The following is a 26,178-nucleotide window of genomic DNA, read 5'->3' as shown; positions in this document are numbered from 1 at the left end:
TATTTATCTGTTTTTTTTGATAAACTAAATTAAAACATTATTAAAATAGAAGGGGAAAAAATTATGATAGGAACAATAGTAAATGTAATAACGATAATAATAGGAAGTATAATAGGAAGTATATTTAATAAGGGATTAAAAGAAAGATATCAAAATAATGTATTAAATAGTATAGGATTAATAGCTATTTCTTTAGGAATAGCATGGATATCAAAAAGTATTACAAAAAGTAATGAACCACTTTTATTTGTATTTAGTATGGTAATAGGAGCTCTTATAGGTGAATTTATTAATCTTGATAAAAAAATAGAAAACATTAATAATAAATATAATAAAGGTGATAGTAACGCACTTCAAGGACTTGTAACAGCAGTTCTTTTATTTTGTGTAGGTACTATGTCAATACTTGGGCCTATAGAAAGTGCATTAAATAATAATCATACATTATTATTTATAAATGCTGTATTAGATGGTTTTACATCTCTTATGTTAGCTTCTACATTTGGGATAACAATCATATTATCAGCACCGATTCTTTTAATTTGGCAAGGAAGTATTTATTTTATAGCAAAAATATTAAATGGAACAGTTTCTTTAGAATTGTTAAATGAAATATCAATAATCGGTGGAATTTTGATTATGACAACAGGATTAAATATACTAAAAGCTGTAAAAATAAAAACTCTTAATTTATTACCAGCTCTTATTATACCAGTGATTTATTATATTCCAATTGTAAATAATAGTATAAAATTTATTATAAATAAAATATTTAGTTAATTTTATTAGATATAATTTGATTAAAGTAAGGAGGAAAATATGAAAAAAAAAATAGGGTTAATATTAGAAGGTGGAGGATTTAGAGGAATATATTCTGCTGGAATTTTAGATTATTTTTTAGAAAAAAATATAGAAATTCCATATGTTATTGGTGTATCTATGGGTGCTTGCAATGGAGCAAACTATATTTCAAAGCAAAAAGGACGAAATATAGAAATTCCATATAAATATATAAATGATGAAAGATATATAAGTTATAAAAATTTTCTAAAAAAAGGTGAATTATTTGGAATGGAATTTATTTTTGAAGAGATAACAAATAAATTAAATCCATTTGATTTTGATACTTTTTATAATTCTAAACAAAAATTTATAGTAACAGCAACAGATTGTAAGACAGGAAAAGCACATTATATAGAAAATTTTAAAAAATATTCTTTATCAGAAGCATTAAAAGCAAGTACAAGTTTACCATATGTTTCTAAAATAGTAAAACTTGGTGAATATGAGCTATTAGATGGTGGAATTGCAGATCCTATACCATATAAAAAAGCTTTAGATGATGGTTGTGAAAAAATAATAGTGATTTTAACTCAACCAAAAGGATATGTAAAAAGTAAAATGAAACTACAAACATTAGGAAAAATAATATATAAAGATTATCCAAAATTAAGAGAAACAATGAAAAATAGACATATAAATTATAATAATGCCATAAAAGAACTTGAAAAATTAGAAGAAAATGGGAAAGCATTTATTATTCGACCAAAATCAAAACTTCCAATTGCTAGAACAGAAAGAGATAAAGAAAAATTAAAAAAAGCATTTGAATTAGGATATACTCAGGGGAAAGAGATAATAAATGAGATAAAAAAATTTTGCGAGATAGAATAAAAAATTTTATATTTTTTATAAAATAAACCATAAGATTACAGATAATAAATATAAAAAACTGTTGATATTTTATTTTAAGTTGAAAGTTTTTAATTAAAAATATAATATTTATTTTTTATAAATCTTGTGGTTTTATTTTTTTGATATTTAATAAAATATTAAAATTTGTTATTGACAAAATAAAATTTTTGAAATAATATAGTATTAACTTTAACGTTTTAGTAAAGAGGTGGAAATATGTCTGTAACAATTAAAGATATTGCTAAAAAATTAGAAATATCAATAACTGCTGTATCAAAAGCACTTAATGATAGACCAGATATAAGTGATGAATTAAAAGAAAAAGTAAAGAAAACAGCAAAAAAAATGGGGTATACTAAAAATACTATAGCTAGTAGGCTTGTTAATCAAAAAAGTAATACAATAGGAGTATTTATTCTTTCGAGATATAAAATACCAAATGAAGAAAATACAGGGTTTTCATTTCTTTCAGGAATATTAGAAGTATCTAATAAAAATAACTTTGACGTTATAGTTTTTTCTACTGACAGTTTAGAAAAAAAATCTTATTTAGAACTTTGTAGAGAAAGAAGAGTTGAAGGGGCTATTTTTATAGGTCTTGAATATAATACTAAGCAATTAGAAGAATTAAGTCAATCAAAATTACCGATTGTTTTAATTGATTATAAATATGATAGTCCTAATATTTCTACAATTGTAAGTGATAGTGATACCGGGATAGAAAAATCATTTAATTATTTAAAAAAATTAAATCATAAAAAAATAGGATTTATAAATGGACACAATAAAGCTTATGTTTCTTATCAACGATTAGAATCTTTTAAAAAAATATCTAAAAAATATAACTTATATAATGAAAATTATATTTTTAAAAGTGATTTTAGTATAGAAAAGGGGTATGAACTATCAAATATGTTATTAAATTTAGATGATATGCCTACTGCATTTATTGTATCTGGAGCTATGACTACATATGGATTAGTAAAAGGGTTTTTAGATAAAAATATAAATATACCAAAAGATATATCAATAATTAGTTATGATAATTTTAAACTAGATGCTTATTTTACTCCTGAAATAACTTCTATTTCTCAAAATATTGATATTATTGGTAAAAAATCAGGAGAAGCACTTTTTAATTTAATTAATAATGGTAAAAAAGAAGAGATAGTTTTAAATACAGAATTAATAATAAGAAAATCATGTGAGGTGGTAAGAAATGGATAAAATAGTTTGTGTAGGTGAATTAGTTATTGATTTTATATGTACTGATATAGATATGGGACTTGTAAATGGAGAAAATTTTATAAAAAAAGCAGGAGGAGCTCCAGCAAATGTATGTGCTGCTATATCAAAGCTTGGGGGGAATGCTAGTTTTGTTGGAAAAGTAGGAAAAGATTCTTTTGGAATTTTCTTAAAAGAAACATTAGAAAATCAAAAAGTATGTACAGATATGCTTATTTTAGATACAAAAGAAAATACAACTTTAGCATTTGTATCAATAGCAAATAATGGAGAAAGAGATTTTATATTTAATAGAGGAGCTGATGAAAAATTAAAATATGAAGAGCTTAATATAGAAAAGATAAAAGAAGCTAAAATAATACACTTAGGTTCAGCAACAGCATTGCTTGGAGGAGAGTTAAAAGAAACATATAAAAAAGTTTTAGAATTAGCTAAGAATGAGAATAAAATAATTACTTTTGATCCAAATTATAGAATAGATTTATGGAAGGGGAAAGTTGAAGAATTTATAAAAGAGAGTAAAAAATATATAAAAGAATCTGATATAGTAAAAGTAAGTGATGAAGAGATATTATTAATAACGGGAAAAGAAAATGTAAAAGAAGGAGTAAAAGAATTACATAAAATAGGTGCACAAGTAGTACTAGTAACTTTAGGAAAAGAAGGGACATTACTTAGTATAGATGATAAACAAGAAATAATAAATAGCATAAAAATAGAACCAATAGATACAACAGGTGCAGGAGATGCATTTATTGGAGGGGTACTTTATAAAATAATAAAAGAAAACTTAACAAAAGTTGATATAAAAAATATGGAAAAAATGAAAGAAATAATAAATTTTGGAAATAAAGTAGGAGCTAGAACTTGTGAAAAATATGGAGCAATAAGTGCATTACCTACATTAGATGAAATAGAATAAAAAATAATTTAATGAGTACTAATTTATATAGATAAAAATATAAATAAAAAAATAGTGAAGATAAGGGTTGAGTGGTAAAAAATTATTTGTATCTATTTATGTAAATTAGTGTTTAAATTATTTAATATAAATTTAGAGGAGTGTAAAATGCTAAAAGATAAATATTTATATGAAAGCATAGATAAAATAAATAAAAAGTATTCAAAAAAAGACTTAACAATATTTTATACAAGACTTGGTAAAAATTTTACTACATTATATGAAAAATATAGTAAATTATATAAAGAAAACTCATTATTTGTGGACAGATTAGAAGAACTTATTATTTCATTAGCTGATATGTATGTAGAGAGAAGTAATGAATTAAAAGAGCTAGATAGAGAAAGAGAACTCGATAATAATTGGTATATGAGTCAAAATTGGGTAGGAACAATGCTTTATGTAGATAGATATAATAAAGATTTAAAAGGATTTAAAGAAAAAATTAATTATTTAGAGGAATTAGGTATAAATTATGTACATCTTATGCCAATTCTTAAAATGCCTAAAAAAGAAAATGATGGTGGTTATGCAGTAAGTGACTATAGAGTAGTAGATGAAAAATTTGGAACGATGGATGATATAAGAGATATTTCTAAAACATTTAGAGAAAAAAATATGCTTTTAGAACTTGACTTAGTGTTAAATCATACTTCTGATGAACACGAATGGGCAAAAAAAGCATTAAGTGGAGAAAAAGAATATCAAGATATGTATTATATGTTTGATGACAGAGTAATACCGGATGAATTTGAAAAAACATTACCAGAAGTATTTCCACAAACAGCTCCTGGGAATTTTACTTATAGAAAAGAGATAGATAAATGGGTATTTACAGTCTTTAATAATTATCAATGGGATTTAAATTATACAAATCCAAAAGTATTTATTGAAATGGTTAAAATTATGTTAAATTTAGCAAATCAAGGTGTAGATATACTTCGGCTTGATGCAGTGGCATTTATGTGGAAAAAAATAGGAACAGATTCACAAAATCTAGAAGAAGCTCATATTATTTTACAATTATATAAAGTATGTGCAAAAATTGTAGCACCAGGAGTAGTATTTAAAGCGGAAGCTATAGTTCAGCCAAAAGAAATAGTGAAATACCTTGGTGGTGGAATAGTAGATGAGTGTGAAATAGCTTATAATGCTTCTTATATGGTATATTTATGGGATGCTATGGCTACACAAAATAAAAAAATTTTGGAAAGAGGCCTTGAAAATATTCCAAGAATTCCTAAAAATACAACTTGGGTAAATTATATAAGATGCCATGATGATATAGGACTTGGATATGCTGATCATGATATAATCTCTGCTGGATATAGCCCTTTTGATCATAAACAATTTATTATATCATTTTATGTGGGAGAATTTCCTAGTAGTTATGCAAAGGGAGAGAGATTTATGTATAATCCCAAAACAAAAGATGCAAGAATATCAGGAGCTACAGCATCACTTCTTGGATTAGAAAAGGGGATTTTAGAAAAAAATAGAGATTTAATAGATAAAGCAGTAAAAAGGATTATTCTTATGCATAGCGGAATAATGTCGTTAGGTGGAATACCATTAGTATATTATGGAGATGAAGTAGGATTTACAAATGATTATTCATTTTTAAATGATGAAGGTAAGAAAAATGATAATAGATGGTTAAATAGACCTATAATTAATTGGAATAAAGTGGAAAATAGAAAAAAAGAAGGAACTATTGAAAATAAAATATTTATAGCTATTCAAAAAATGATAAAAATAAGAAAAAATTTAAAAGAATTTTATAATGAAAATAATTATACTATAATAAAAAATGAAAATGAACATGTGTTTTCATTTTTAAGAGAGTATCAAGGTGAAAAAACACTTGTACTTATGAATGTCTCAGAACATTATCAAGTAGTATCTCAAGAAATATTAAATAGAGCAAATTTAGGATACAGAGTTTATAATATATATAATGGAAATGAAATAAATCTGGAACATGGATTAATTAAGCTAGATCCATATGAATTTTTATGGTTAAAATTTGTAAAATGAATAAAAAAGTGATAAGATATCATAAGGGTATTTATGATATCTTTTTTATTGTAATAGTAGAATAGGAGTGATAATAAAATGTTAAATTGGGGAATAATAGGAGCTGGAAATATAGCTACTAAATTTATGAATGATTTTAGATATGTACTCGGTGGAAGAATGATAGCAGTTGCTTCAAAATCACTTGATAAAGCTAAAAAATTTGCAAAAAAGTATGAAATTAAAAATTATTATGATAGTTATGAAGAATTATTAAATAATAAAGAGATAGACGTAGTTTATATTGCAACGACACATAATTTTCATTATGAAAATATGAAAAGTTGTATAGAACATGGAAAAAATATATTATGCGAAAAACCAATAACTTTAAATAAAAATCAGTTTGAAGAAATAATAAAATTAGCAAAAGAAAAAAATTTATTTGTAATGGAAGCAATGTGGATGTACTTTATACCTGCTATTGAGAGAGCAGTTGAATGGATAAAAGAGGATGAAATAGGTGATATAAAATTAATTAAAGCTGAATTTGGTCTAAAAATACCTTTTGATCCACAAGCAAGATTATATAATAAAGAATTAGGTGGAGGAGCATTACTTGATCTAGGGATTTACCCTATAAGCTTTGCTTGTTTTTTAGCAAATAGTGAATATGAACAAGTAGAAAGTATGGCTATAAAAGGTGATACAGGAGTAGATGAATATGTATCTATTTTAATAAAATTTAAAAATGGAATACAAGCTGAATTATCTACATCAAGTAGACAAAATTTTGAAAATAGAGCTTTTGTATATGGTACAAAAGGAAGTTTATCTCTTGAAAAGTTTTGGATGTGCAAAGAGATGCAACTTCGTACAAAAACAAGAATAATTAATTATACTGATGAAGGTAGATATAATGGATATAATTTTGAAGCTGATGAAGTATGTAAATGTATACAAGAAGGGAAACTAGAAAGTGATATAGCTTCTCATTCAAAAACATTACAAGTATTGGAAATTATGGATTTAATAAGAAAAAAACATGGAGTAATTTATCCTGTTGAGGAGGAATAAATGATAATTAATACAAAAATAGAGGATTTAACATTAAAATTTGCAGAAAAAAATGAAGTAGATGAAATATTTTATTTTATAAAAGAACTTGCAAAATATGAAAAAATGGAAAATGAAGTTGTAGCAACTAGAGAAATTCTAATAGAAAATATTTTTAATAAAAAGTATTGTGAAGTAATATTAGCTAAATATAAAAATGAATACATTGGATTTATGTTATTTTTTTATAATTTTTCTACATTTCTTGGGAAACCAGGAATATATTTAGAAGATTTATATATAGAACCTAAATATAGAGGAAAAGGTTATGGAAAAGAAATGTTAACTAATCTTTTTAAGATAGCAAATAATAGGGGTTGTGGAAGAGTTGAATGGTCATGTTTAGATTGGAATAAACCATCACTAGAATTTTATAAGAAAATAGGAGCAAAATCTATGGATGAATGGATTACGTTAAGAATAGATGGAGAGACTTTAAAAAAATATAAATAAATATAATAAATTGGAAAAATTCAAATAAAAAAATCAGGGTAAAATATAACTCTGATTTTTTTATTTGAATATAATATTACAAATATTATTAATAAAATACTTTTTTTTCAAATGCTTCTATAGGTAATGGTCTAGAAAAAAAGAAACCTTGTAATAGATTAACATCAATTTTTTTTAAATATTCAAATTCCTCTTTTGTTTCAATCCCTTCACAAACAACTTTTATTTTAAGGGCTTTACACATATTTACTATCGCTTCTACTATTGCTTGATCCTTTTTATTTGTATCAATATTTTTAATAAAAGATCTGTCAATTTTTAAATAATCTATTGGGAAATTATTTAAATATGCTAATGATGAATATCCTGTTCCAAAATCATCTATAGCAATATTAAATCCTTTGTCTTTTAAGTTTTTTAAAACAAATTTACTTATTTCAATATTTTCCATAATTGTTGTTTCTGTTACTTCAAATGTTATTTTAGTAGTATCTATTTCATATAATATAATAGCTTCATCTAAAAACTCAATTAAATCCAAGTTATTAAATTGAATAGGAGATAAATTTATCGATACTGGAAATGTTATTTTATATTTTTCTTTCCATTTAATAATTTTTTTAAAAATATTATTCATAACTTGTTTTTCGACCATTGTAATAAAACGATTTTCTTCTAAAAGAGGAATAAATTCGCTTGGAGATATTATTCCATATTTTGATGAAATGAGTCTCATTAAAGCTTCGCAGTAAACGAACTTATTTTCTTTTACTGAAAAATATGGTTGGAAATATGCTATAAACTCTTTATTTTTAAATGCATCAAATATTATAGAATTAATTTCTATTTCTTTTTGAAGGCGAAGATTTACTTCATTATTAAATATTAAATAACCGTTATCTTTTGAATATTTTAAAGCAATTTCTAATTCGTCATATAAAGAATTAAAATCATATTTTCTATTATCTAAAAATTGTGTGATTCCAATTTTTAGATTTTCTTTTATAAATTTATTATTTATTTCAAAGGGATTAGAAAAAATATTTAATATTTTATTTGAAATGATTTTTATTTTATTTATATCAATTTTATCATAAAAAATTATAATTCTATTTTTTGAAATAAAAGAAACAGTAATATTATCTTCAAAAATACTAACTAGGTTATCATAAAATTCTTTTAAAAATTCATCTTTTTCATCAAAAATAATAGCATTAATAAATTTTATATTAAAAAGTGTAAATTTAAAATAATCTTTATTTAATAAATGGGAATCAATAATTTTTTTTAAAAAATCTAATGAAACATATTTATATTTATTATAATTATTTAAATTTTCTTTTATTCTTTCAATTTTATTAGTGTTTTTTAGCTGAATATCTATACTTAATCTTTTTTTAGTATTATTTTCATCTATAAAATCATATGAAATTGTATTAATAAAAAATTTATTATTATTTTTATCCATCACTTCATATGGTTCTGGGTGTTTAAAGAAACTATTATATTTATTAAAAGAATTTAGGAAAATATTTTTACATTCCTCTGTGGAAAGATATTTTGTTTCTGCACTTAATTTAGTAAAATATGCTCCTATTAATTCTGAAGGTAAATAATTATAAAGCTCACAAAATTTTTCATTGACTTCTATGATAATTCCTTGTTCATTAATAATAGAATATGGTAGTTCTAAAATATTTAAGAAATTAATTAAATCATTAATATACATAACCATTCTCCTAAATTAAAATATATAATTCTATTTTATTTATTTTAACACTATTTTCTCCTTAAGTAAAGAAATCTATTTAACTATTATTTCTCACAATTATTTTACAAGATTAATTAATTTTATTTAAAAACAACTTATAAAACACGTGACATTTAGTCTATTTTTATATATAATAATAAATATATTTATTTTTTAATTATTATTTATGAATTAGGGGAGATTATAAATGAATAAAGGGAAAAACTCATTATTTAGTATTGTAGGAATATTACTATTTTTTTTATTGCGATTTGCAAGTAATGAGATAAATATAAATCATGGTTTTTATAAGTTGAAAACTTGGTATACAGAAGAAGGGAAAAAAGTAGATATTCCACTGATACGAGATATTAATGGAGGAGAAATAACCTTAAAGACTAGCTTTAAAAAAAAAGAAGGTGAGTATTTATTAGTTTTTCCTATTATATCTAGTAATTATACAGAAGTTTATTTAAATGGAAAATTATTAAAAAAAATTGGTTATAATAAAAATATTTTGATGGATACATTTTTAATGCCTCAAGGAATTTTACTTCCAAAATTAAAAGAAAGTAATAATCTAGAAGTAAAAATATTTTCATTAGGTAATGCAGGAATTAATATATCTCCTTTTTTATTACCAGTTAACAAATTTTATTATTATAATATAATATATTTTTTTAATTATTATTTGATTTCAATAATGAATGGAGTATTATTATTTACGATAGTTATTTTTTCTTTTTTTCTTTTTTCAAAAAATAAAAATAAAAGTAAAAAGGATGTTTATTTTTTTATTTCAATTATATTACTTTATATTTTTACTAGAGATATCTATTATTCACCATATATAAATCGAGATACATATTTTATTATAAAAAAAATAGTTTATATATCTTTAATGAGTTCTTTATTTATATTTTTACAAAGTCATAATAATAAGAGTTTATTAAAAAAGTTTTTTCAATGTATTTTATTAATTCCAATAATATTTTTTATGTTTTCAAAAAATTATCTTATGTTATATAATTATTTTAATGAATTTATACCTATTGGAATAGTTACAATGTTTTATATTATATATTTAAATAGAAAAAATAATAAAATAAATATTATATTTACTTTTCTTCTTTTGACAGCACTTAATGATTACTTTATACATTATTTTCCTATAATGGAGCATAGATTTTTATTTTCATACGGATTATTATCTTATTCTATTTTTGTCGTTCTTATTGTAATTGATGAGATAAAATATTTAAATTTAAAATTATCTTATTTTCAAACAAAAGCAATTACTGACCCATTAACGGGTATTTATAATAGGGAATATTTAGATAAAATTTCTCTTACAAATAATGATTATTTAGTATTTATAGATATAAATGATTTGAAAATAATTAATGATAAATATGGACATAATATTGGTGATTTAATAATAGTACATATTATTGATAGCATAAAAAAATATTTAAATAAAAATGAGTGTATTATACGATATGGTGGCGATGAATTTATTGTAGTTATGAAAAATAGTAAAAAAACAATGATAAAAATAATATTCAAAAGTATACAAGAAGAAATCAAAAAATTTACGATACCTCTTTCTATTTCTTATGGTATAGTTAAATTTGAAAAAAATATAAAACATACTATTGATAAAGCAGATAAAATAATGTATATAATGAAAACAAATATGAAAAATAAAAAGGTATAATATATTGATATTACTTGACAAAATAGCGTATAAATTTTATAATAAAACGAGTATTTTAAATTGCTTTTCACTTTAATTAAGTGGAGAGCATTTTTTTACGATAAAGTGTTAAGGAGTGTAAAAATGTCTGAAAAAATGGAAATGAATAGTATAATAAAAATGGTAAATTATTATTCTGGATTAGCGAAACAAAGAGAGCTTACTGAAATTGAAAAACAAGATAGAGAGAAATATAGAAAAATTTATTTAGAAAAATTTAGAGCACAAGTAAGAGGGCACCTTGATAGTATAAAAATAGTAAATGAAAATGAAATAAACTAATTGGGAGGATATAAATGATAAAAACCATTGTAAAAGATATTTATAAAAATAAAGAAAGTTTTATGAATAAAGAAATAGAATTATCAGGTTGGATAAAAAAAATTAGAGATTCTAAGAATTTTGGATTTATTGAATTAAATGATGGTAGCTTTTTTAAAGGAATACAAATAGTTTTTGAAAGAAATATAATAGAAAATTATGATGAAATAGCAAAATTGAGTATAATATCTTCAATAATTGTAGAAGGAAAACTTGTAAAATCAGAAGGAAAAGGTCAAGATTTTGAAATAAAAGCTAAAAATATTAAAGTAATACAAAAAGCAGATCTTGAGTACCCATTACAAAATAAAAGACATAGCTTTGAATTTCTTAGAGAAATTGCACATCTTAGACCGAGAACAAATACTTTTTCTGCGGTATTTAGAGTGAGATCATTATTAGCACATGCAATACATAGTTTTTTTCAAGAAAAAAACTTTGTATATGTACATACTCCAATAATTACAGGTAGTGATTGTGAAGGTGCTGGAGAAATGTTCAGGGTAACAACATTTGATTTGAATAATATACCTAAAAATGATAAAGGAGAAATTGATTATAAAGAGGATTTCTTTGGAAAAGAGACAAATTTAACAGTAAGTGGACAATTAAATGTAGAAACATATTGTATGGCCTTTAGAAATGTATATACTTTTGGGCCTACATTTAGAGCAGAAAATTCAAATACTGCTAGACATGCTGCAGAATTTTGGATGATAGAACCAGAAATGGCTTTTGCAAATCTTGATTTAAATATGGATGTAGCAGAAGAAATGATAAAATATGTGATAAAATATCTTCTTGAAAACGCAAAAGAAGAGATGGAATTTTTTAATAAATTTATTGAGAAAGGACTTTTAGATAAATTAAATAATATATTAAATAATGAATTTTCAAGAGTTACTTACACTGAAGCAATAGATATATTATTAAATAGTAAAAAAGAATTTGATTATAAAGTAGAATGGGGAATTGATTTGCAAACAGAACATGAAAGATATCTTGCGGAAGAATATTTTAAAAAACCTGTATTTGTAATTGATTATCCAAAAGAAATAAAAGCTTTCTATATGAAATTGAATGAAGATGGTAAAACTGTAAGAGCTATGGATTTATTAGCACCTGGAATAGGAGAAATAATAGGGGGAAGCCAAAGAGAGGATTCATTAGAGATATTAGAAAAAAGAATGGCTGAAAATGGTTTAAAAGAAGAAGATTATAAATTTTATACTGATCTAAGAAAATATGGTTCTGTACCACATTCAGGATTTGGATTAGGATTTGAAAGAATGGTTATGTATGTAACTGGTATGTCAAATATACGAGATGTAATACCATTTCCAAGAACGCCTAAAAATGCAGATTATTAATTTAAAAAAATTAACTTTGATTTTTTGGTTTGTTATTTACACATTAAACTTTTCAGCAAATGCTAAAATAACTTTTATAAGTACAGATCCACCAGGAAATCCATTTTGAGATAAAGTGATAAAATATATGAAAATTACAGCAGAACAACTTGAAATGGATTTAAAAATACTTTATCCTGATAAAACTGGGAGAACAATAATAAAAGAGTTAGCAATTAATGAAATTGAAAATGATAAACCAGATTATTTAATTTTACCTTTTTTAGTAAATATTTCAAAAGAAATATTAGACTGTGCAGAAAAAAACAAAGTGTATACTTTTGCATTTAATAGTGATATTCCTGAAAGAGATAAAAATGTAATAGGTAAAGTAGGAGAGAAATATAAGTATTGGATAGGACATATATATCCAGATGATGAATATGCTGGATATATATTAGCAAAAGAGCTTATTAATGAAGCAAAAAAAAGAAATTATGATAAAAAAATAAATATAATAGGACTAAGTGGTTCTTTTGATAGTTCTGTAGCAAATAATCGAAATAAAGGATTGAAAAAAGCTGTAAGGGAAGAAAATAATACAATAATAAATCAAATTTTTTATACTAATTGGAAATACAGTGAAGCATATTTAAAAACATCAATCTTAATTAATAGATATCCAGAAACAAACATAATATGGGGAGCAGGTGATTTTATTGCATTAGGAGGATATAATTCAATAAAAAAAATTAATCCTAAAAAGATAAATAATATTATTTTTGGTGGAATTGATTGGAGTAATATTGGATTAGAAGCTACAGATACTGGTATTTTTACAACAACCGTAGGAGGTCATTTTTTCGAAGGAGTATTAGTCTTAATTATGATAAAAGATCATTCTATGGGGATAGATATAGGGAAATTTCCCATAAAAACAAAAATGAAAATAATAACTAAAGAAAATATAAATTATTATAGAGAATTAATATCATATGATAATTTTAAAAAATTAAATATTAAAAAATTATCAAAATATTATAATCCGAAACTTAAAGAATATAATTTTGATATAATAGAAGTATTGAAAAACAAAAAAAATTATTTTAAAAAATGATATATATTTTAATTCTATTTAGATTAATAAAATCAACGAACAAAATATTTTTTTGAAATATTTTATAGAAAAGGTTGTTTTTAAATTTTTTATAGAGTAATATATATACAAGACGGCTTCACATATAACAAATAATAGCTTTTTTAAGATTAATAGTTTGTAAATGTTGTAGTTGTATTTTATGTATTAAAAATTAAAGATTAGAAAAATTATTGTATTAATGAAAATTTTTTTTAAGAATTAAACCATTTAATTGTTAGTGTAGTATTTTGTAATAAAAGAAATAAAAATAAGTATTGTATTTTAAAGAAAAGAGTAGTATTCTTAAGTAAGAAGTAAGAAGTAAGAAGTAAGAAGTAAGAAGTAAGAAGTAAGAATAAAATATTTAGGAAGAATCACTGAAGGAGTTTTGTATCGAAATTGAAACAAATGAATTAGTGAAGCCGTTTTAGGAGAGAATAAAATTCTCTCCTGTTTTTTTATATATTAAAAATAGTGCTAATTCGTGCACTATTTTTCTTTTAATATTCTAGTTGAATTAAGTATGGCAAGTAAAGCAACACCGACATCAGCAAATATAGCAAACCACATATTTGCAACTCCAAATAAACTTAAAATTAATACTAAAATTTTTGTTGAAAGAGCAAATATTATGTTTTGAAGTATTATATTTTTAGTAAATTTTGATATTTTTATAGCTTCAATAATTTTATATGGATTATCATCCATTAACACTATATCAGCAGAAGCAATAGCAGCATCAGAACCTATTCCGCCCATAGCAATACCTACATCAGACATAGCAAGTACAGGAGCATCATTTATACCATCACCAACAAAAGCTACTTTATTTTTTTTATTTTTAATTTCTTTAAATATTTTTGCTTTTTCATGAGGAAGTAAGTCAGCGTAATATTTATCTATACTTAATTTAGTGCTTACATAGTTAGCAACTTTTTCTGAATCACCAGTTAACATTATAGTAGAGATATTATTAGATTTTAATGATTTTATAGTATTAAATGATTCGGTTTTTATAATATCATCAATAATTATGTAACCTTGAAATTCATTATTAATTGCAGTGTAAATTATTGTTCCGTTTTTATTTATTTTAGGAATTGAGACATTGTATTTTTGCATTAGTTTTTTATTTCCAACTAATACACTTTTATTAAATATTTTTGCACTTATTCCATATCCAGCTATTTCTTGATGTTTTTGAATTTTATTTATATCGATTTTTTTGTTATACTTTTTTATTATTGCTTCAGCAATTGGATGATTTGAATAATTTTCAGCATAAGCTGTAATTTCTAAGATATCGCCAGTTATTTCAACTACTTTAAATTCTCCTTTTGTAAGAGTCCCAGTTTTATCAAAAATTATTGTATCAAGTTCGGATAATAACTCTAAATAGTTTCCACCTTTTATTAAAACTCCATTTTTAGAATTTCTACCTATTCCTGCAAAAAATCCAAGTGGAATTGATACTACAAGAGCACAAGGACAAGATACAACTAAAAATATAAGAGCTCTATAAAACCATGTTGAAAAGTTACCCAAAAATAAAGGAATAATAAATGCAATAACTAAAGCTGAATAAACTATAAAAGGAGTATAATATTTTGCAAATTTTGTAATAAATTTTTCAGTTTTTGCTTTTTTACTAGCAGCATCTTCTACAAGCTCCAAGATTTTAGCTATGGTAGAATCAGTAAACATTTTTTTAATTTTTATTTTTACAGTACGGTCAGTATTTATAAATCCGCTTAGTACGTTGTCACCTGTTTTTAAATATTTTTTTACGTATTCTCCTGTAAGAGATGAAGTATCAAAATAACTTTTTCCTTCTATTATTTCACCATCAGCTGGTATAGTTTCACCATTTTTTACTATTATAATATCGCTTATTTTGAGCTCTTCAGGCGAAACTTTTATTATTGTTTCATTTTTAAATAGATTAGCATAAGTCGCTTTTATATTAAGTAGATCTTGAATAGATTTTCTAGATGAATTTACAGCTAAATCTTGCATGAATTCTCCAATTTGATAAAATAGCATTACTCCCGCAGCTTCAGGATATTCTTTTATTGAAAATGCACCGAGAGTGGCTATAGTCATTAAAAAATTTTCATCCATAAAGTCGCCTTTTTGTATATTTTTAATTGATTTAATAATAATGGGATATCCTGATATTATATAGGACAAAATAATAAATATTATTTTAAAATTGTTATTAATAAAAAATGAACTAATAAATAGAGTGGTTGACAGTATTAATAAAATAAGCTTTTTTTTATTTGAAGTATTCACATTATTGTTTGCTTCATTTAGATAAAAAACGTCTACTCCATCCTCTATAGTGTCAACAATATTTTTTATTTTTTCTAAAATTTTTTCTCTTTTATAAATATTTTTAAAAGAGATTTTCAATATTTGAGTTGAAAAATTATATTCTGCACTTTCAAGCTCAGGCATTTTTTTAATATTATTTTCTATTTTTGTAGCACAGCTGCTACAAAAGAGATTTTTTAACATTACTTTTTCATTAATTATCATTTTTCCTCCTTAAAAACATATGAATAATTGTTCATATATAATATTATACTAGATGATATTTTATCAGTCAATATTAAAATAAAATAAATTCACAAAAATTTCATAAAATTATGGTAATATAGTATAAATAAAAGTTAAAAATATATTAAAGTATAGTGATATTTGTCATAGAAAAAATAACTTGAAATTTATATTAATTTATTTAGAGAAATAGTAAATTAAAAAAATTAATAAATATTAGTTTTAATTAAAGTGGATAAATTAGACTTATAAGAGGTGAAAATATATGAAAAAAATTCTTTTAGTAGAAGATGAAAAAAAAATAAGATGGCTTCTAAAAGATTATCTTGAAGAAAATGATTATGAAGTAGATGAAGCTGAAAATGGTGAAGATGCTTTTGATATGTTTTATAATACTAAATATGATTTAATAATTACAGATATAATGATGCCCAAAATGGATGGTATAGATTTAGTTAAAGAAATAAGAATGTTCTCAAAAATTCCGATAATAATGTTAACTGCAAAAACAACTGATGAAGATGAATTAACAGGTCTTAATTATGGTGCAGATGATTATATAAGAAAACCATTTAATCCAGATGTTCTTTTAAAACGAGTAGAAGTTCTTTTAAAAAGAATCTATCCAGAAGAGCATAAAATAATAGATGGTAATATAGAGCTTGATTTAGATAAAAGAATACTTAAATACAAAGAAAATGTCTTAGATTTTTCTAAAAAAGAATTTGAACTTTTATTTACGTTTATAAAAAATAAAAATATTGTTTTATCAAGGCAAAGATTATTAGATATAATATGGGGATATGATTATGAGGGGGATATACGTACTGTAGACACACATATAAAAACCATAAGAAAAAAAATAGGAAATATAATTAAAACTGTGCATGGAGTTGGATATAAATATGAAGGTGAGATAAATGAAATTAAATAAAAAAATAGGTTTAATTGTAAGTAGTGTAATGTTTATAGTTTTTATAATTTTATTTTTTGTAGCTAGACATATTGCAATTCCTACATATATAACATATAAGAAAGCTCAAATAAAAGAAGTAAGAAAACTTATTGAAAAAGGAGAAAATGTAAAATTACTTCAAGAAAAGTATTTAGTAGGAATAATTCAAGTTAATTTAAAAGAAAAAAAAACTAATGAGCTAAAAGAACAGTTAAAAAAAAGAATAAATGAAAAATTTAAAAATATTAGAGAAAGACCGCCAATACCACCAGAAATAGAGCAGGCCTTTTTAGAATTTCAACATAGCAATAAAATAAATGAAAAGTTTTATTTGAAAGAAATAAGGACAAAACAGCTTAATGCAAATATTTTACTTTATAAATATGTCAAAAAAAATGGAGAAGCAATATTTATATCAGCAATACTTACACGATTAGATGAAATTTTTGGAATAATCACTCTTTTTTCATTGATAATGTTTATAGTGATATATTTAGTAGTAATTATAGTAATAAATATATTAGTATCTAAAAAATTGATAAATCCAATTATAAAAATAAAAAATATAACGTATAAAATGGCAGAGCTTGATTTTAAAGAAAAGATTGATATAAATAGTAAGGATGAATTAGAGGAACTTGCAAAAAGTATAAATTTTTTATCAGAAGAACTTGAATTAAATATAAATAAATTGAAAGCTGATATTAAGAAAAAAGAAAAAATAAATGAAATTCAAAAAAGATTTTATTCAAATATGAGCCATGAATTAAAAACACCATTAGCTATAATTCAAGGTTATTCTAAAGGATTAAAAGATAATATAAAACCTCAAAAAAGAGATTTTTATTATGAAGTTATTCAAGAAGAAATAGAAAAAATGGTATCAATAATTAATAATCTTATTAATATAAATAAAATAGATATAGAAGAGATAAATAAAGAAAAAATAGAAATAAAAGAATTTATTATAAATGTTTTAGAAAAATATAATTTAGATATAGAAGAAAAAAATGTGAAGTTAGATTTAAAATTAATTGATAAGTCGGTGTTAGCTGATAAAAAAGGAATAAAATCTGTTGTAGATAATATATTGTCAAATGCATTTGTATATGTAAAAGAAAATGGAAAAATAAAAATCAATGTTGAAGAATTTGGAGAAAATACAATAAAAATTTCAATATTTAATGAAGGTAAAAATATACCAGAAGAAAGTTTAGATTATATTTGGCGACCTTTTTATAGAGCTGATGACTTGGAGGAAAGAAAGTATGGTGGAACAGGGCTTGGATTAGCTATAACAAGTGGGATATTAAAAAATCATAATTCAGATTTTGGAGTAATTAATAAAAAAAATGGAGTAGAATTTTACTTTACACTAGAAAAAGCTATAAAAGATAATTAAAAAAATTTAATTATGAAAAACACTGCAACAATAAATTTATTATTTGTTGTTGCAGTGAAAATAAAATTTTACTATAAATTTATACTTATTTTATAATATATTCTATATCTTTTACTATTTTTCTAGTGGTATCTATTTTATTCATTGTATAAAGATGAATTCCATCTATACCCCAGGCAACTAAATCAATTATCTGCTCAGTAGCATAAGCGATTCCAGCTTCTTTTAATGCTTCAGGATTATGCTCATATTTATCAAGAATTCTTTTAAATTTTGGACTAATAGAACAATGTGATAATGAAAAAATTCTTTTCATTTGTTTTGCATTTGTTACAGGGATAATACCAGCAGCAAAAGGAACATTGATTCCTAATTTATCAGTTTTTTCTTTAAATCTATATAGTATCTCATTATCTAAAAATATTTGAGAAATAAGAAATTCTGCTCCTAAATCAACTTTTCTTTTTAAATTAAATAAATCCATAAGATCATTTGTTTCAAAATGTCCTTCAGGATAATATGCTCCTCCAAGAGAAAAATCCATATTTTTATTTTTTATATATGTAATAAGATCGCTAGCATAATTAAAATCACCTTTTATGGGCTCTCTATCTATTGGATGATCACCACGCAATGCTAAAATATTTTCAATGTTATTTTCTTTTAATTTATATAATATATCGTCTATTTCATTTTTTTTTGCCTCAATACATGTAAGATGAGCAAGAGATTCAATATTATATTTATTTTTTATTCTTGAAGCAATTTCTACAGTCCGTCCTCTAGTACTTCCACCAGCACCATAAGTTACACTTATAAAATCAGGGTTAAATTTTGATAATTCGTCAATTGTATTATAAATAGTATCAATAGGATGTTTACTATTTGGTGGAAATATTTCAAATGAGAATACAGGTTTTTTACTTTCTTTTTTTTGCATATATATGTCTTTTATTTTCATAATCCCTCCTAAAAAAAATACTTCTTTCAAAGTAGAAAGAAGTAGTATAAACTATATCTCTCATCTTTGAATTATTGATTTAATTTTATTAAATCAATTAATTCACGGAATTAGCACCACACATTAAAGTAGGTTGCTGAAGTTTCTTAGGGCCGTTCCCTCCACTTCTCTTGATAAGTTGTATTATTTTATTAAGACTAATTTTACACTAAATTATATATAAAGTAAAATATATTATATATATTTAATCTATATAATTTTTTAAAGTATTAATTAAGTAATTTTTTATTTTTTCTCGAAGTTCAAGAGGTTCTAATATTATAACTTCAGATAAAAACTGTCTAAAATATAGAAAAGCTTTTTCTGTAGAGGCTTCGAATTCGAAAATATCATTATTTTTACTTAAAAGTTTTGGTCTATGTACTGTATACGTTTTTAAAAGACTTTCACCTTCTTTTGTAAGTTTTATTTTTACTATTTTTCCATGTGATAAAAATGGATCAAAATTTTTTCTAATAGAATCAATATATTTTTTATCACGTCTTAATACTTTTTCAGAGAGTTCAGATATAAAATCTATATTTTTTAATTTATAATTTTTATATTCTTTCGAAGTACAGCAGTAACAAAACAGATAATTTTCTTCACCTTGTTCATCACGTTTGATAAAATAGGGCTCAATTATTTTTATTTTTTTCTTATATTTAATTTTAATTTTATTTTTATTTTCAATAGCTAAAATAATTTTTTGTACTAAATCAGAAAAAACAAAAAGTTCGCGTTTATATTTAAAATTGGAACAATAATATTTAAATAATTCTCTAAAAAATTCTGCTTCTACCGCTACTTTATTTATTCGTAATATATTATAATAAATTTCTTTATTTTTTAGATTTAAGTCAAATTGAATAATTTTTCTAAGTGATTTTCCTTGAGATTTTAATAAATCTTCATTTTCACGTTTATATTTATATTTATCTAAAATAAAATTACAGAGTTTATTGTTATTTATGCCAAAATCTTCTATATCATTTTTAATAAGTCTGTATATATCTTCGGGAACAGTTACTCTAATTTTTTTCATTTTTTACCTCTTAATTATATATTAAATAAAGCAATCAAAAGTTAACTTTATATCTTAAATGCAAGTATTGTGATATCATCTCTTTGAGAAGTATCTTTCATAAAAGTAGATAATTCTTGTAAAATTAATGTTTTTTGAACTGCTAAATCTTTATCGGCTATATTTAAAATAAGATTTTCAAATCTATTTATACCATACTTTTCATTTTTATTATTATTTTGATCTACAAAGCCATCGCTAAACATATATATAATATCATTTTTTATTACTTCAAATTCAATCGTATTAAATATTTTTTCATTTTTTCTATGGACCCCACCAATTGAGAATTTATTACCCTTTATCTCTTTTAGCTTCCAAGTGTTATTTTCCTTTCTCAAAATATAAATATTTCTTTTAGCACCAGAAAAATATATTTTATTTTGATAAAGAGTAACTATAGCTGTTTCCATACCATCTATTTGCTCAAATTTTTTATTTGTATTGTTATGTTTAAGATATTTTTTAAAATCATTATCAAGTTGTTTTAATATTTTAGATGGATTAAGAAGTAAGTTATTGATTAATAACTTATCTAATAAAATAGAGCCAATCATCGATAAGAATGCACCAGGAACCCCATGACCAGTGCAATCAGATACTATAAATACTTTTTTCTCCTCAATTTCTTTTAACCAATAAAAATCACCGGAAATCACATCTTTTGGTAAATAAATAAGCATGGAATCTTTTGTAAATTTTATGATATCAGATTCTTTAGGCAAAACATTTTCTTGAATTTTTTTAGAATAATTTATACTATCAGTAAGTTTTTTATTTTTTTCATCAAGTGATAGAGTTCGTTCAAAAACTTTTCGTTCAAGAGTTCTATTTAATTTGTTTAATTTTTCATATATAATAGAATTTTTAATAGATACAGCTAATTGTGATGATATCATTTTAAGTATTTCTATTTGAATATTTGATACTTTATTTACTACAACATTGTTTTCTAAATAGACTAATCCTATTAATTCACCTTCATTAATTAAAGGTATACATAAAAGAAATTTTACTAAATTTTCTTTTATATAGCTATCAATGACAAAATCAAATTCGTTATTATCTTCATTAAAAACAAATAAATTTTTAGTTTTTAATACATAATTTATTATATCATAAGATATATTTTCTTCTAATTTTTCTTTTAATGGTATTGAGATAAGTTCAATATCTGAATAATTAATATCTATTTTAGCTTCTATATAAAATTCATTATTTCTTTTTATTAAAATATATCCTTTTTCTGTCCCAATAGTTTCAATAAGGTATTTCATTATATTTTCTAATAATTTAGAAAATATAATTTCAGAAGAAAAAAGTTTAGATATTTTAAGTAAAAAATCAATATCAAGCGTATCATTGTTAAAAGAGACTGTATTCATAGTTGTGTTTAATTCAATATTATCATAGTGCTCTTTTAAAAAAGTTTGATTAAATCTTCTTTCTAATAACTCAATTTTATTATTTAACTCAATTTTGTCATAATTATAAAAACTATCTTTTAAATAAATATCACTAATTCTATAATGTTTATTTTCAAAGTAATAATTAGCTATAAGTTCGTTTATAATAGCAATATCTAAGATGTTTTCACTATGATTTACATGGAATAGAGCCTCCTCATAGATATCTTTAGCATTTTTATTATTAGTATAGTTGTAATATTCAGCCTTAACTATTAGATATTTATGTAAATAATTATCTGTAGAATTTTTAGCATAAATTGATAATTGTTTTAAATATTTTTTAATTTTTTTATGAATAACACTATTTTTTATATTAGTTTTATAGGCTCTAAGATGAATTAAAGATGAAAAATAATAAAACATAGGATAATTCATACTAGCCATATTACTGTCTAAATATTTTTCAGCTAAATTAATATTTGTTAAAGCTTTTTTATAATCTTCAAATAGATAATTGACTACAGCAAGATGATAATAAACAAAATATATAGCAATTTTATCATTTTCTATTTCAGAACCTTTTAAAATATCAAACATTTTTTTATTGAATTCATCATATGATATTATATTCAATAAATATTTTGTAGTTATTAAAAAAATTGTAGAATAAATTTTTTGTTTGATTTGATTAAGTTTTGATGTTTTTTCTGTTATATCGCTAAAATAAATAATAGCTTTATTAATATTTCCTCTAGAAAAAAATTCATATTCACCTCGTAAAAATATTGACCAAGCAGCATATTCCAAATCTCCAGTTTCTAAAGAAATTTTATAAATATCATCGATTAATTTAAGGTTTTTAATGCTATTTTCTTTCCAATGAAGAATAAAATTTGTATTATAAAAAATAACTCTTCCTTTGTAATCTGAATAATTATTATTTTTAATTAAGTTTAATGCAAGTTTTCCAAGCTTATATCCGATATCATAATTATTAAATAGACCTATTAATAATAGACCAAATAATGAAAATGCTTCAGGAGCACTACTAGAGTTACCGTATTTTAAAGTAAGTTCAATTTGAGTAAGAACTAAAAGAATAAAAAGATTTGGGTTAGCAACATATGCAGTTCCTAATATGTTAGAAGTAATTCTTAAAATTATTTTAATTTTATTATCATTTACTGGTTTTCTATGAAGTAAATTATTGAAATCTTGTTTTTTAATCCTATTCTGTAATATTAATAATTTAGTAATTATAGTTATTTTTAAAGGGTTTTTAGATAAATTTATCCCAAATTTTTCTAAAAATTTTAAAGCAATTTCAAGTGCTTTATTATATTCATTAACAGCTATTAGATAATCAATATATATTTCATATGCAGATAATTTTTTGGTGAAATCGTCGGTATAAGCATCTATTATATTAAATATTTTTACAAGTTCATTGTATTTTTTTGTATAATATAATGTTTCAATATATTTAGTATAAAATTTTTCTAATAATTCACTATCGCTTTTTATGTTATATATATTCAAATTGTTATAAAAAAAATTAAAATATATATATGCTTGATCAAAAGCTAATGACTTAATTGCTCTTTCTCCAGCAAGATAATTATAATATAAAATATTTTTTATTTTTTTATCTTCTTTTATAATATTAAAACATTTATTATAATGAAAAACTATATCAAAAATAATATTTTCATTATGAATATCAAAATTATTTATTAAATATTCAGCAATTTGAAGATGCTTTTCTAATAAATCATTTTCAGACATAGCATCAATTATAGCTTGCTCTATTTTATCGTGAGAAAATTTAAAAATATTATTAAACTGATTTACATTTATTAAAATAATAAATTTTTCTTTAATTAAAAAATTCATTATTTCTTGAAGTTCATTTTCATGTATATTTGTTAAAGCTTTTAAGCTGTTAAATTCAAATTCATTTCCAAGGGCAGCACAGTATTTTAAGATTTCAAAATATTTTTTATTTAATCTATTCATTTTTTTATATAAAATTTTCAAAATATTTTCTGTAATACTTTTTTTTGTTATATTTTCAAGATTATATTCCCATTCATATTTATCATAATTAAAATATATATCGTTTTCATTATAAAGTGAAATAATAAATTCCTTTAAAAAAAATGGGTTCCCTTCAGTTTTTTCATATAATATTTTAGAAAGTTGATTTTTTTTATCTTTATTTGAGGTATATATATTATCAGAAATAAATTCGTAGATGTTATTTTTTTTCAATTTATCTAACTTGATTTCTTTTATATTTAAATTATATTTATTAATGTTATTTAAAATAATATTCAAATAATGAATAGAATTTACTTCATTATTTCTATAACTTCCTATAAATAATAGATTTTTGTTGATTTCAGTTATTAGAATTTCTATAAAATTTAACGAAGCAGCATCTGCCCATTGTAAATCATCTAAAAAAATAATTAATTTTAAATTAAAGTTAGTAATAATATCAATAAATTTTTTTAATATGTATTTCAAAATATTGTTTTTATCAATCTTAGTATCTTCATTTATTCTTGTTGGTATATCAAAAGTTTTAGAAAGTTCAGGTAAAATTTCAATTAAATAGTTTAAATTATCTCCAAGTTCTTTTTTTAATGAAATTGTTAAATTATTAAATTGTTCTTGATCTAATTTGGATAAATCAATTAATAATTTCTTTAATATTTGAGTAATAGCAAAATAGGGTATATTTTTTTTAAATTGCTCAAATTTACCTGTTAATATAAAAGTATCTTTTTTTAAAGATTTAGATAAAACATTATTAATAAGAGAAGTTTTTCCACTCCCTGATTCACCAAGAACAAAAATAGTAGAAGAAGTGTTTTCTAGTTTTTTAATACTATTTAATAATAAATTTATTTCTTTTTCTCGACCATATATTTTATTTTTAATAATTAATTTATCACTGTAATCATTTTTAGCTATTATAAATTCTTTGATAGTATTTTTGTCAAAATATTCTAAACATTTTTTTAAATCAAAAAGAAGACCATTAGCAGATTGATATCTATCTTCAGGCATTTTATTTAATAGTTTCATTACTATATCTGATAATACTTTTGGAATTTTAGGATTTATTTTTCGTAATTCTTCAGGTTTTTTAGCAATGTGCCAGTGAATCATTTCAAGAGGATTATCAGTTTCAAAAGGTAACTTTCCAGTAAGCAATTCATAAAATGTAATTCCTAAAGAGTATAAATCAGTGGTATAACTTATTTCTCTATCTATTTTACCAGTTTGTTCAGGTGAAATATAAGCTAAAGTACCTTCAATAACATTTTCGATATTTAGATATTTATTGGAAATATTTCTTTCAGAAATTCCAAAGTCAATTATTTTTACTGTATTATCAATTTTATTCCATAAAATATTAGAAGGATTTATATTTTTATGAATTATCTCTTGATTATGTAATTTAGAAATAATTTTTGTTATATCAATTAAAATAGATAAAATTATTTTTAGAGAATAAGAAGAAAGATTTTTTATTGGTTCACCATTAAAATATTCTTCAATAATAGCATAAGAATTTTTATATTTTATTAAATCATAATATTTGATAATTCCTTCAATATTTAAAAATTTTCCAATATTATATTCATATAGAAATTTATCAATATCATATTTTGTAGGATATTCTTTATTTAAAATTTTTATTATTTTTTTTTCATTAGATGTTTTATCAAATATAGAGTATATTAAAGTTTTATTACTTTCATATATCTTTTTGTCAAGAATGTAGTTTTCCATAAAAATCCTCCTAATATTCTTCTATTTTAACTTTATAATTATACCAAAATTAAATAATATTTTCAATTTTAAATCACTTACAATTAATTTAAGTTTTTTAAACTAAATAATTAAATATACCGATATAAATTTTAGAGTAATAGATATTACTTACAAAACTAA

General features: G+C 22.3%; 18 protein-coding genes and 1 riboswitch. Of the genes, 13 read left to right on the top strand and 5 right to left on the bottom strand.

Annotation, left to right across the window (positions count from 1 at the left end; all coding sequences use genetic code 11):
* Positions 1-63 precede the first annotated feature (63 nt).
* The 7 genes from EV215_RS01915 to EV215_RS01885 all read left to right on the top strand — a co-directional run bounded on the left by EV215_RS01915 (position 64) and on the right by EV215_RS01885 (position 7,486).
* The gene (locus tag EV215_RS01915) at positions 64-780 is read left to right on the top strand and encodes a DUF554 domain-containing protein (RefSeq protein WP_134112291.1); all 717 of its coding nucleotides are present in this window, start codon (positions 64-66) and stop codon (positions 778-780) included.
* 39 nt (positions 781-819) lie between these two features.
* Positions 820-1,674: a patatin-like phospholipase family protein gene (locus EV215_RS01910; protein WP_134112290.1), complete on the top strand. Its 855-nt coding sequence runs from the start codon at positions 820-822 to the stop codon at positions 1,672-1,674.
* Between the two features lie 237 nt (positions 1,675-1,911).
* The gene (locus tag EV215_RS01905) at positions 1,912-2,922 is read left to right on the top strand and encodes a LacI family DNA-binding transcriptional regulator (protein WP_134112289.1); all 1,011 of its coding nucleotides are present in this window, start codon (positions 1,912-1,914) and stop codon (positions 2,920-2,922) included.
* A complete protein-coding gene (locus EV215_RS01900; protein WP_134112288.1) occupies positions 2,915-3,862 on the top strand; it encodes a carbohydrate kinase family protein in 948 nt (315 codons plus the stop codon). Before EV215_RS01905 ends, EV215_RS01900 begins: the two co-directional genes overlap by 8 nt.
* Positions 3,863-4,009: 147 nt before the next feature.
* Entirely contained in the window at positions 4,010-5,938 is a 1,929-nt protein-coding gene (locus EV215_RS01895; protein ID WP_134112287.1) for an alpha-amylase family glycosyl hydrolase, read from the top strand.
* 78 nt (positions 5,939-6,016) lie between these two features.
* A complete protein-coding gene (locus tag EV215_RS01890; RefSeq protein WP_134112286.1) occupies positions 6,017-6,994 on the top strand; it encodes a Gfo/Idh/MocA family protein in 978 nt (325 codons plus the stop codon).
* Positions 6,995-7,486: a GNAT family N-acetyltransferase gene (locus tag EV215_RS01885; RefSeq protein WP_208320312.1), complete on the top strand. Its 492-nt coding sequence runs from the start codon at positions 6,995-6,997 to the stop codon at positions 7,484-7,486.
* An 88-nt stretch (positions 7,487-7,574) separates the two neighbouring features.
* Here the strand turns inward: EV215_RS01885 and EV215_RS01880 are convergent, their stop codons facing one another.
* A complete protein-coding gene (locus EV215_RS01880) occupies positions 7,575-9,215 on the bottom strand; it encodes a GGDEF domain-containing phosphodiesterase (RefSeq protein ID WP_166667316.1) in 1,641 nt (546 codons plus the stop codon).
* Positions 9,216-9,444: 229 nt separating this feature from the next.
* Between EV215_RS01880 and EV215_RS01875 the strand changes: the two genes are divergently transcribed.
* From EV215_RS01875 to EV215_RS01860, 4 genes are all read left to right on the top strand, one after another.
* Positions 9,445-10,953 carry a GGDEF domain-containing protein gene (locus tag EV215_RS01875; protein WP_134112284.1) on the top strand — a complete coding sequence of 503 codons (1,509 nt, stop codon included), beginning with the start codon at positions 9,445-9,447 and terminating at the stop codon, positions 10,951-10,953.
* A gap of 135 nt (positions 10,954-11,088) precedes the next feature.
* A complete protein-coding gene (locus tag EV215_RS01870; protein ID WP_166667319.1) occupies positions 11,089-11,274 on the top strand; it encodes a DUF896 domain-containing protein in 186 nt (61 codons plus the stop codon).
* Positions 11,275-11,288: 14 nt separating this feature from the next.
* Complete coding sequence (gene asnS / locus EV215_RS01865) at positions 11,289-12,683, top strand: asparagine--tRNA ligase (protein WP_134112283.1); 1,395 nt, start codon at positions 11,289-11,291, stop codon at positions 12,681-12,683.
* A gap of 127 nt (positions 12,684-12,810) precedes the next feature.
* Entirely contained in the window at positions 12,811-13,779 is a 969-nt protein-coding gene (locus EV215_RS01860; protein WP_134112282.1) for an ABC transporter substrate-binding protein, read from the top strand.
* A gap of 510 nt (positions 13,780-14,289) precedes the next feature.
* Here the strand turns inward: EV215_RS01860 and EV215_RS01855 are convergent.
* A complete protein-coding gene (locus tag EV215_RS01855) occupies positions 14,290-16,341 on the bottom strand; it encodes a heavy metal translocating P-type ATPase (protein WP_134112281.1) in 2,052 nt (683 codons plus the stop codon).
* A gap of 286 nt (positions 16,342-16,627) precedes the next feature.
* Here EV215_RS01855 and EV215_RS01850 point away from each other — a divergent pair, with 286 nt between their 5' ends.
* A complete protein-coding gene (locus EV215_RS01850; protein ID WP_134112280.1) occupies positions 16,628-17,296 on the top strand; it encodes a response regulator transcription factor in 669 nt (222 codons plus the stop codon).
* On the top strand, positions 17,283-18,719 hold the full coding sequence (locus EV215_RS01845) for a sensor histidine kinase (protein ID WP_134112279.1): 1,437 nt from the start codon (positions 17,283-17,285) through the stop codon (positions 18,717-18,719). Before EV215_RS01850 ends, EV215_RS01845 begins: the two co-directional genes overlap by 14 nt.
* A gap of 85 nt (positions 18,720-18,804) precedes the next feature.
* Here EV215_RS01845 and metF read toward each other — a convergent pair whose 3' ends face one another.
* From metF to EV215_RS01830, 3 genes are all read right to left on the bottom strand, one after another.
* Positions 18,805-19,680, bottom strand: a complete 876-nt coding sequence (gene metF, locus EV215_RS01840) for a methylenetetrahydrofolate reductase [NAD(P)H] (RefSeq protein ID WP_134112278.1) — start codon at positions 19,678-19,680, stop codon at positions 18,805-18,807.
* Between the two features lie 57 nt (positions 19,681-19,737).
* Positions 19,738-19,860: riboswitch (SAM riboswitch) on the bottom strand.
* 64 nt (positions 19,861-19,924) lie between these two features.
* Positions 19,925-20,764, bottom strand: a complete 840-nt coding sequence (locus EV215_RS01835) for a WYL domain-containing protein (RefSeq protein ID WP_134112277.1) — start codon at positions 20,762-20,764, stop codon at positions 19,925-19,927.
* Positions 20,765-20,811: 47 nt separating this feature from the next.
* Complete coding sequence (locus EV215_RS01830) at positions 20,812-26,016, bottom strand: protein kinase domain-containing protein (protein WP_134112276.1); 5,205 nt, start codon at positions 26,014-26,016, stop codon at positions 20,812-20,814.
* Positions 26,017-26,178 lie beyond the last annotated feature (162 nt).

The sequence above is a fragment of the Hypnocyclicus thermotrophus genome (genome assembly GCF_004365575.1).
Classification (GTDB): Bacteria; Fusobacteriota; Fusobacteriia; order Fusobacteriales; family Fusobacteriaceae; genus Hypnocyclicus; species Hypnocyclicus thermotrophus.
The sequence above is the reverse complement of the archived record's forward strand: the minus strand, read 5'-3'. Positions and strand labels throughout refer to the sequence as shown.

What these genes read in the sequence shown, in the direction of transcription:
- EV215_RS01860 (WP_134112282.1), top strand. Translation starts at nt 12,811, where the DNA reads ATGAAAATTACAGCAGAACAACTTGAAATGGATTTAAAAATACTTTAT.
- metF (WP_134112278.1), bottom strand. Translation starts at nt 19,680, where the DNA reads ATGAAAATAAAAGACATATATATGCAAAAAAAAGAAAGTAAAAAACCT.
- asnS (WP_134112283.1), top strand. Translation starts at nt 11,289, where the DNA reads ATGATAAAAACCATTGTAAAAGATATTTATAAAAATAAAGAAAGTTTT.
- EV215_RS01880 (WP_166667316.1), bottom strand. Translation starts at nt 9,215, where the DNA reads ATGTATATTAATGATTTAATTAATTTCTTAAATATTTTAGAACTACCA.
- EV215_RS01875 (WP_134112284.1), top strand. Translation starts at nt 9,445, where the DNA reads ATGAATAAAGGGAAAAACTCATTATTTAGTATTGTAGGAATATTACTA.
- EV215_RS01885 (WP_208320312.1), top strand. Translation starts at nt 6,995, where the DNA reads ATGATAATTAATACAAAAATAGAGGATTTAACATTAAAATTTGCAGAA.
- EV215_RS01850 (WP_134112280.1), top strand. Translation starts at nt 16,628, where the DNA reads ATGAAAAAAATTCTTTTAGTAGAAGATGAAAAAAAAATAAGATGGCTT.
- EV215_RS01855 (WP_134112281.1), bottom strand. Translation starts at nt 16,341, where the DNA reads ATGATAATTAATGAAAAAGTAATGTTAAAAAATCTCTTTTGTAGCAGC.
- EV215_RS01870 (WP_166667319.1), top strand. Translation starts at nt 11,089, where the DNA reads ATGGAAATGAATAGTATAATAAAAATGGTAAATTATTATTCTGGATTA.
- EV215_RS01845 (WP_134112279.1), top strand. Translation starts at nt 17,283, where the DNA reads ATGAAATTAAATAAAAAAATAGGTTTAATTGTAAGTAGTGTAATGTTT.
- EV215_RS01890 (WP_134112286.1), top strand. Translation starts at nt 6,017, where the DNA reads ATGTTAAATTGGGGAATAATAGGAGCTGGAAATATAGCTACTAAATTT.
- EV215_RS01915 (WP_134112291.1), top strand. Translation starts at nt 64, where the DNA reads ATGATAGGAACAATAGTAAATGTAATAACGATAATAATAGGAAGTATA.
- EV215_RS01900 (WP_134112288.1), top strand. Translation starts at nt 2,915, where the DNA reads ATGGATAAAATAGTTTGTGTAGGTGAATTAGTTATTGATTTTATATGT.
- EV215_RS01910 (WP_134112290.1), top strand. Translation starts at nt 820, where the DNA reads ATGAAAAAAAAAATAGGGTTAATATTAGAAGGTGGAGGATTTAGAGGA.
- EV215_RS01830 (WP_134112276.1), bottom strand. Translation starts at nt 26,016, where the DNA reads ATGGAAAACTACATTCTTGACAAAAAGATATATGAAAGTAATAAAACT.
- EV215_RS01835 (WP_134112277.1), bottom strand. Translation starts at nt 20,764, where the DNA reads ATGAAAAAAATTAGAGTAACTGTTCCCGAAGATATATACAGACTTATT.
- EV215_RS01905 (WP_134112289.1), top strand. Translation starts at nt 1,912, where the DNA reads ATGTCTGTAACAATTAAAGATATTGCTAAAAAATTAGAAATATCAATA.
- EV215_RS01895 (WP_134112287.1), top strand. Translation starts at nt 4,010, where the DNA reads ATGCTAAAAGATAAATATTTATATGAAAGCATAGATAAAATAAATAAA.